The 6,671-nt window shown below is 67.4% G+C and carries 8 protein-coding genes and 1 pseudogene; 4 read left to right on the top strand and 5 right to left on the bottom strand.

The genetic code is table 11. The features are described from left to right. Positions 1 to 262: pseudogene (locus tag FUT88_RS06205) on the bottom strand (hypothetical protein); the annotation flags it as partial. A gap of 197 nt (positions 263 to 459) precedes the next feature. Here FUT88_RS06205 and FUT88_RS06200 point away from each other — a divergent pair. Next, a complete protein-coding gene (locus FUT88_RS06200) occupies positions 460 to 969 on the top strand; it encodes a DUF1697 domain-containing protein (RefSeq protein WP_147214255.1) in 510 nt (169 codons plus the stop codon). A 16-nt stretch (positions 970 to 985) separates the two neighbouring features. On the opposite strand, the gene FUT88_RS06195 is transcribed toward FUT88_RS06200, so the two are convergent. Next, the gene (locus tag FUT88_RS06195) at positions 986 to 1,846 is read right to left on the bottom strand and encodes a c-type cytochrome (protein WP_147214254.1); all 861 of its coding nucleotides are present in this window, start codon (positions 1,844 to 1,846) and stop codon (positions 986 to 988) included. Between the two features lie 91 nt (positions 1,847 to 1,937). Further along, positions 1,938 to 3,275 (bottom strand): PLP-dependent aminotransferase family protein, encoded by a 1,338-nt coding sequence (locus FUT88_RS06190; RefSeq protein WP_147214253.1) that lies wholly within the window; start codon positions 3,273 to 3,275, stop codon positions 1,938 to 1,940. Between the two features lie 87 nt (positions 3,276 to 3,362). On the opposite strand from FUT88_RS06190, the gene FUT88_RS06185 reads away from it, so the two are divergent. Both FUT88_RS06185 and FUT88_RS06180 read left to right on the top strand, forming a co-directional pair. Further along, positions 3,363 to 3,965, top strand: a complete 603-nt coding sequence (locus FUT88_RS06185) for a DJ-1/PfpI family protein (RefSeq protein ID WP_102065820.1) — start codon at positions 3,363 to 3,365, stop codon at positions 3,963 to 3,965. Positions 3,966 to 4,039: 74 nt separating this feature from the next. After that, a complete protein-coding gene (locus FUT88_RS06180) occupies positions 4,040 to 4,495 on the top strand; it encodes a lysozyme inhibitor LprI family protein (protein WP_147214252.1) in 456 nt (151 codons plus the stop codon). 5 nt (positions 4,496 to 4,500) lie between these two features. On the opposite strand, the gene FUT88_RS06175 is transcribed toward FUT88_RS06180, so the two are convergent. Together FUT88_RS06175 and FUT88_RS06170 are read right to left on the bottom strand one after the other, a co-directional pair. Continuing rightward, complete coding sequence (locus tag FUT88_RS06175; protein ID WP_147214251.1) at positions 4,501 to 5,292, bottom strand: 5'-methylthioadenosine/adenosylhomocysteine nucleosidase; 792 nt, start codon at positions 5,290 to 5,292, stop codon at positions 4,501 to 4,503. 83 nt (positions 5,293 to 5,375) lie between these two features. Next, positions 5,376 to 6,062, bottom strand: coding sequence for a DJ-1/PfpI family protein (locus tag FUT88_RS06170; protein WP_147214250.1), 687 nt, complete (start codon positions 6,060 to 6,062; stop codon positions 5,376 to 5,378). 100 nt (positions 6,063 to 6,162) lie between these two features. Here FUT88_RS06170 and FUT88_RS06165 point away from each other — a divergent pair, with 100 nt between their 5' ends. Next, on the top strand, positions 6,163 to 6,513 hold the full coding sequence (locus FUT88_RS06165) for a DJ-1/PfpI family protein (RefSeq protein WP_261797054.1): 351 nt from the start codon (positions 6,163 to 6,165) through the stop codon (positions 6,511 to 6,513). Positions 6,514 to 6,671: the final 158 nt, after the last annotated feature.

Genomic DNA, 6,671 nt, shown 5'->3' with positions numbered 1-6,671 from the left:
CCACGCCGCCGCCCAATGCGCCGCCCACGATGGCGCCCTTGCGCTCGCGGCCGTTGGCCGTCAATGCGCCGCCCGCGCCGCCGCCGATCGCCCCGCCGATCACCGAGCCTGTCTGCCCGCCGAGTGCGCCGCCCACGGCTGCGCCGCCGGCGCCACCCAGCGCGCCGCCCAGGGCATTGCGCAGGTCATCCGCCGCTGCGGGCAACGCCGTCAGGCCGGCGAGCGTTGCCACAATCAGGGCCGGTGCAATTTTCTTCAACATGGTGTTCTCCTTATGCGCAAATGCAGGATGCGGCACTCGCCTCAATGAGGGGCCGATCCGGGCTCGATGAGTTCGGGGCGCAGAATACAAGTCGCGCGACGGGGCGGGTTAAACACATTCGTCAATCTCGTAACAGAATGTTGCCGGTTTGAGCCCATCCGTAAGCCGTTGATAAGACAGACAGAACAGGAGAACCCATGCCCAGCTACATCGCCTTCCTCCGCGCCGTCAATGTGGGCGGCACCGGCAAACTGCCCATGGCCGAGTTACGCGCAATGTGTGAATGGATCGGGCTGACCGGCGTACGCACCTACATTGCCAGCGGCAACGTGGTTTTTCAGAGCCGGCTGGCGGAAGCGACCATCAAGGCGAAGCTGGAACGCTGCCTGGAGGACTACGCCGGCAAACCCGTGGGCGTGCTTGTGCGCACGGGCGCCGAACTGGCGGCGGTGCTGGAAGGCAATCCGTTCAAGACGGCGGCGCCCAACCGGACAGTCGCGATCTTCCTGGATACCCCACCGCCGCCCGATGCATTGGCCGCCGCCACCGGCGTTCGGACGGAAGAGATGGCCCTGGGCACGCGCGAAATCTACGTGCACTACGGCGACGGCATGGCCGATTCCAAACTGAAGATCCCCGCGGCCAAGGCGGGGACGGCGCGCAACATGAACACCATCGCCACGCTGGTCGACTGGGCGGCCGAATAGTGGCGCTCAGCGCCCGTCATTGCGCTGCCGACTTGCGCTTGGTCATGTGGTGAAAATACGCCAGCAGATCGTTGAGCTGCGCATCGGACAGCGTCTTTTCGTCGATGGCCGACATGCGGGCGTTGGGCCACCAGCGCAGGGATTGCGGATCGCGGATCAAGTGACGCAGTTTCTCGTCGCCGAGGTATTCCACCGGGCTGTACGGCACGTTCAGGTCGGGGCCCAGGTTGGCATCGCCGGCGCGATTGAGGGTGTGGCACGAAAAGCAGACGCGCTGGAACGTGGCGAAACCGCGCATGACCGGGCCGTCTGCGGGCAGCCCCGCAGCGGGCCGGATGGCCGCGAAGCGCTCGCCCGGCAGCGCGGCCACGTCGATGCGCACGATGCTGTACGTCCACAGGCTTTCGTTCACGAGCGACGCCTTGGCCGGCGGCGCCGTCCAGATCAGCCGGAACGGGCCAATGTCTTGGCCCTTGAGCGTCGGCCACGGCGCGGCGGGGTCTTCCACGGCCAGCCAGGCGCGCGGGCCGTCGGCGCGATCGCCCAGCAGCAGGCGCATCGACAGGTGCGAAACGTAGCCGTCGCTGGCGGCGGTGGTCGCGCTGGCCTCGGGGCTGACCGTCTGCCCTTGGAACAGCGCCGTCACCGGGATGGCCTTGAAGGTCAGGCGGCGCTTGAGGTTCTGGTCTTCCACGGTCACGCTGGTCAGGTGTGGATCGTGCAGCAACGCCTCGCGCGACAGCGTGCGGTGCTCGGTGCCGATGTTGACGGTCAGCGTCGCGCCGTCATCGGCGGCATCGGCTGCATGGGCGGCGCTGCCGAACGCCACGCATGCGCAGAGCGTCCATCCAGCGATCGTCGCAAGCCAGTTCTTCATGGGGTCTCCTGTCGGCAAATCGGGCCGAAAATTGGGCCATTTCGTTGCGACGAGAGTGTAGGCAAGCGCACGAGGTTTGGCACGGTTTTCGTTATCGATCCACCTGTGCCTGCACGTGCTGCCTGACGGTCTGCAACGCGGCGTCGAGCCGGTCGAGCGCGACGGAGCCCAGCGCCAGCCGCAGCGCATGCGGTACCTGCTTCGATGTCGCAAACGGCTCTGCGGTGGACACGGAGATGCCGTCCTGCCGCAGCGCCACGGCAACGCGGTCGGCGCGCACCTCGGGCGGCAGCGCAAGCCAGACAAAGTACGAAGTTGGATGCGTGACCAGCGTCAGCCCGGCCAGCGCCTTGCGGGCAATCCCCTGACGGGCTGCCGCATCGCGCCGTTTCTCGGCCTCCAGGCGCTCGACCGTGCCGTCGTCCAGCCATGCGCAGGCGAGGCTGGTGACAATGGCCGGGGTGTTCCACGTCGTGGCGCGGATGGCGCGTTCCAGCTGCGGCACCCACGCTGCGGGCGCGGCAACGAAGCCGAAACGCAGGCCGGTGGCCACACTTTTCGACAGGCCGGAGATGTAGACCGTCGATTCCGGCGCCAGCGCGGCCAGCGGCGCGGGCGGTTTGTCCTCCAGAAAGGCATAGGCCGCGTCTTCCAGGGCAATCAGGCCGTGGCGACGCACGATTGCCGCCAGCTGGCGCCGCCAGCCGATGCCGCTCACCCAGCCGAGCGGGTTGTGCAGCGTCGGCATGACGTAGACGGCGCGCACACGGCGGCGTGCGCACAGCCGCTCCAGTGCATCCAGGTCCAACCCTTGCCCGGCGGCCGGCAGCGGCGCCAGTTCCAGATGCAGCATCTCGGCGACCACCTTGAAACCGGGATACGTCAGCGCGTCCACCGCCACCACATCGCCGGGCTTGAGCAGCGCCATCGCCGTCACGGCAAGGCCGTGCTGCGCGCCGTCGACCACCAGCACGTTGTCCGGCGCGACAGGCAAACCGCGCTGTGCCAGATGGCGCGCCACGCAGGCGCGTTCATGCGCGCGGCCGCCATGCGGTGCATAGCGCAACAGCGCCTCCAGATCGCCTCCGGCGGCCAGCTTGCGCAATGCGCGGCTCAGCAGCCGGGCTTGGCCGGGCAGCGACGGGTAGTTGAAGTTCAGATCCACCACGCCGGCAGCCACGGCCTGCTGGTCGATACCGAGGCCGCGCGGCAGCGTGTTTTCACGCACGAAAGTGCCGCGCCCCACTTCGCCGCTCACCAGGCCCATCGCTTCGAGTTCGGCATACACGCGCGTGGCCGTGACGAGCGCAACGCCGTGACACTGCGCCAGTTGCCGGTGCGTGGGCAGGCGCGTGCCGGGCGGCAGATGGCCGCTGCGGATCTGCGTGGCCAGTTCGTCGACGAGCGGCTGGTAGCGGGCCTGGGTCATTTCCGAGGTGTACTAAGGACAATTTTTTGATTGTATTGCCCCGTGCGCCTAGCATCCGATCTATTCCGACGCTGCAGCACACCAATCATGCACATCGCCATCCTGACCTTCGACGGCTTCAACGAGCTGGATTCGCTCATCGCCTTTGGCGTGCTTCACCGCATCAAAAAACCGGACTGGCGCGTGAGCCTGTGTTGCCCGCACACCGAAGTCACGTCGATGAACGGCGTGACGATGCATGCGCAATCGATGCTGGAAGACGCCCGCACCGCAGATGCCGTGCTCGTCGGCAGCGGCATCCGCACGCGCGATGTGGTGGCCGATCCGGCGTTGATGGCGCGGCTGGCGCTCGATCCGTCACGCCAGTTGATCGGCGCGCAGTGCTCCGGCACGTTGGTATTGGCCAAGCTGGGGCTGCTCGGCAGCGTGCCGGCCTGTACGGACCTGACCACCAAACCCTGGGTGCAGGAAGCCGGCGTGGAGGTGCTGAACCAGCCGTTCTACGCCAACGGCAATGTGGCGACGGCAGGCGGCTGCTTTGCTTCGCCCTACTTGGCGGCATGGGTGATTGCGCGCACGGAAGGCATTGACGCCGCCGCAGAAGCCCTGCACTACGTCGCGCCCGTCGGCGAGAAAGAAGCCTACGTGGAAAACGCCCTGCGCAACCTGCGGCCTCACCTGCCTGGCTGATCGCGGTGGCGCGAGCAGGCCGATAGACTGGTCAGCCCTTCACGCATCGCAGACACGCGATCAGGAGTCACTTCTTGAACACGCTGACGACACTGAAGACGCTGGCCCTTCCCGTTGCCGTTGCGCTGCTGGCCCACAGTGCCGGCGCGGTTGCCGCCGAAAGCCTCGCCAACGGCGTCAAGCGCCGAGCGCCGCAGGGCATTTCCACGAGGCTGTATGCCTGCGTCGACAAGGCGCCGGACAACGCCGACGCGATCGGCGCATGCCTCTCTGCAGAGAAGGCCGCGCAGGACGAGCGCCTCGACCGCACGTACAAGACGCTGCTCGGCGCATTGAACGGCAAGGCGAAAGACGCACTGATGAATTCGGAGCAGGCGTGGCAGGACTTCCACGCCAGGACTGCGGCCTTTGAGACTGCCCTCTATGGCAAGGGCAAGCTCGACGATCTGCAGCGCCTGGAGAACGAAGTCTTCCGCCTGAGCGAGCGCGCGAACGCACTCGACAAATACCTGGCCGCGAAGGGCCAGTAAGCCGTTCAGGCGTCGGCCGTCGCCGACAACCAGTTGCGCAGGATCGCCACGCTGTAGCGTGAATCCACCTGCGCGATGAACTGCGCGAAGTCGACGCTGGCCGCGTCATCCGCGCGGTCGGAAATCGTCCGGATCGCGGCAAACGGCACGCCCCACTCGTGGCACACCTGCGCCACCGCGGCGCCTTCCATCTCGACGGCCAGGGCGTCGGGCAAGGCCGTGCGCAGCACCGCGCTTTCTGCCGAGGTGCAGACAAAGCGGTCTCCGCTGACGATCAGGCCGCGATGCACCTGCGGCGCCGCAATCCCGAACGCGCGCATGACGTCCGGGCCGAGCAGCGCATGCGGGTCGGCCAGTACGGCGCCCGCGCTTTCCAGCAAGCCGCTCGCGAGCGACGTGTCAGCGGGAAAGCGCGCCATGCCGGTCAGCGGAATCTCCCAGCGCGGGAACAGCGGCGACGCGTCAACATCGTGCTGCAGCAGTTCTTCCGACACCACGACATCGCCCACTGCCACGCCCGGCGCCAGCGCGCCGGCCACGCCGGCAAACACCACCGCGCGGACGTTGAACTGCGTGATCAGCACGGCCGTGGTGGAGGCGGCCGCCACCTTGCCGACGCGCGACAGCACCACGACCACCGCGTGGCCATCCAGCCGGCCCGTCCAGAAATCGCGGCTGCCGATGTGGATGCACTGCGCATCGGACAGGCACGTCAGCAGTTCGTTGATCTCTTCATGCAGGGCGGCAACGATGCCGATCGGGCCACGGGCGTTGGGCTGGGAAGACGGTGTGTTCATGCAGGATGCGGCGCCGGCTTGGGGCGTGGATACGTCGAAAGACGCCATTGTCGCCGCAATCAGCCTCGGCCCGGCGCCTGCACTCAGAGGCGCTGCGCTGCCCGTTGCACGGCGTCGTGGCGATCCGCACGCAAGCGGTCCAGCCGCGACGTCACCGCTTCGAGGATCTCCGGCGCCGCACGCTCGGGGCGGCCGCAATCGAACGGCGGCGCAGGGGCGTATTCAATACCGAGCTGCACGGCCTGCGCATGTTCGGCACCGGCAATGTCCGCCATAACGGTCAGCGCCATGTCGATGCCGGCCGTCACGCCGCCGCCGGTGATGAGGTTGCCGTCACGCACCACGCGGGCTTCGTCCACGGTGGCTCCAAACGCAGGCAGCAGGTTGCGCCATGCCCAGTGGCACGCCGAGCGCTTGCCCTGCAGCAACCCCGCCGCGCCCAGCACGAGCGAGCCGGTGCAGACGGACGTGACATAGCGGGCGCCATCGGCCAGGCGCCGCACCTGGCGCACGAACTCTGCGTCTTCCATGGCTTCGATCACGCCAAAACCGCCGGGCACGCAGATCAGGTCGGCATGCGGAATATCGGCCAGCCGCTGCACGTTCGAGATCGTGAGACCGCCGTCGGCATGGATGTCGCCACCGGCCGCGGATGCGACCACGCATTGCGCGCCCGGCAGCCGCCAGAACACTTCGTACGGACCGGTGAAATCGAGCTGGGTAACGCGGTTGTACACCGCAAAGACAACGATGAACGGGGAAGTCGTCATGGTTTGGCTCTCCTGAAAGTGATGCGATTGCGGGTTGACGCTTCACAGGATCGCGCTCTATCGTGTTGGCAGCAATGACCAGTCTCCCACTTTTTCTGCCATGGCCCATCGCATCGCTGTGCTGATCTTTCCGGACTTCCAACTGCTCGACGCCGCAGGCCCGGTGGCGGCGTTTGAAGTCGCCAGCCGGTATCGGGACGACCACTACGCGCTGCGCACGATTGCCGCGCAGGCCGGCCTTGTCCGCAGTTCTTCCGGGGCGCGGTGGGACGCCGACGCCCTGCCCCCGGCCAGCCAGGTCGATACGCTGCTCATTGCCGGCGGCGACGGCGTGGATGCCGCCATGGCCGATGCGCGCACGCGCCGCTTTGTGCAGCGCTGCGCGGCCCGCGGCGCGCGCGTCGCCAGCGTGTGTTCGGGCAGCCTGCTGCTGGCGCCACAGGTTTGCTGAACGGCCGGCGTGCCACCACCCACTGGAGCCGCAGCGAGCAGTTCGCGCGCACGTTTCCGCAGGTGCAGCTCGAACCCGATCACATCTACGTGAACGACGGGCCAATCTGGACCAGCGCCGGCATCAGCGCCGGCATCGACCTCGCTTGCGCTCATCGC

The organism is Ralstonia sp. TCR112 (assembly GCF_007997035.1).
Classification (GTDB): domain Bacteria; phylum Pseudomonadota; class Gammaproteobacteria; order Burkholderiales; family Burkholderiaceae; genus Ralstonia; species Ralstonia edaphi.
This window is presented reverse-complemented; position numbering and strand designations above follow the sequence as displayed.

Excerpts from the sequence above, each read along its gene's own strand:
- FUT88_RS06185 (WP_102065820.1), top strand. The coding sequence starts at position 3,363 with ATGCACATCGCCATCCTGACCTTCGACGGCTTCAACGAGCTGGATTCG.
- FUT88_RS06165 (WP_261797054.1), top strand. The coding sequence starts at position 6,163 with ATGGCCCATCGCATCGCTGTGCTGATCTTTCCGGACTTCCAACTGCTC.
- FUT88_RS06175 (WP_147214251.1), bottom strand. The coding sequence starts at position 5,292 with ATGAACACACCGTCTTCCCAGCCCAACGCCCGTGGCCCGATCGGCATC.
- FUT88_RS06200 (WP_147214255.1), top strand. The coding sequence starts at position 460 with ATGCCCAGCTACATCGCCTTCCTCCGCGCCGTCAATGTGGGCGGCACC.
- FUT88_RS06170 (WP_147214250.1), bottom strand. The coding sequence starts at position 6,062 with ATGACGACTTCCCCGTTCATCGTTGTCTTTGCGGTGTACAACCGCGTT.
- FUT88_RS06195 (WP_147214254.1), bottom strand. The coding sequence starts at position 1,846 with ATGAAGAACTGGCTTGCGACGATCGCTGGATGGACGCTCTGCGCATGC.
- FUT88_RS06190 (WP_147214253.1), bottom strand. The coding sequence starts at position 3,275 with ATGACCCAGGCCCGCTACCAGCCGCTCGTCGACGAACTGGCCACGCAG.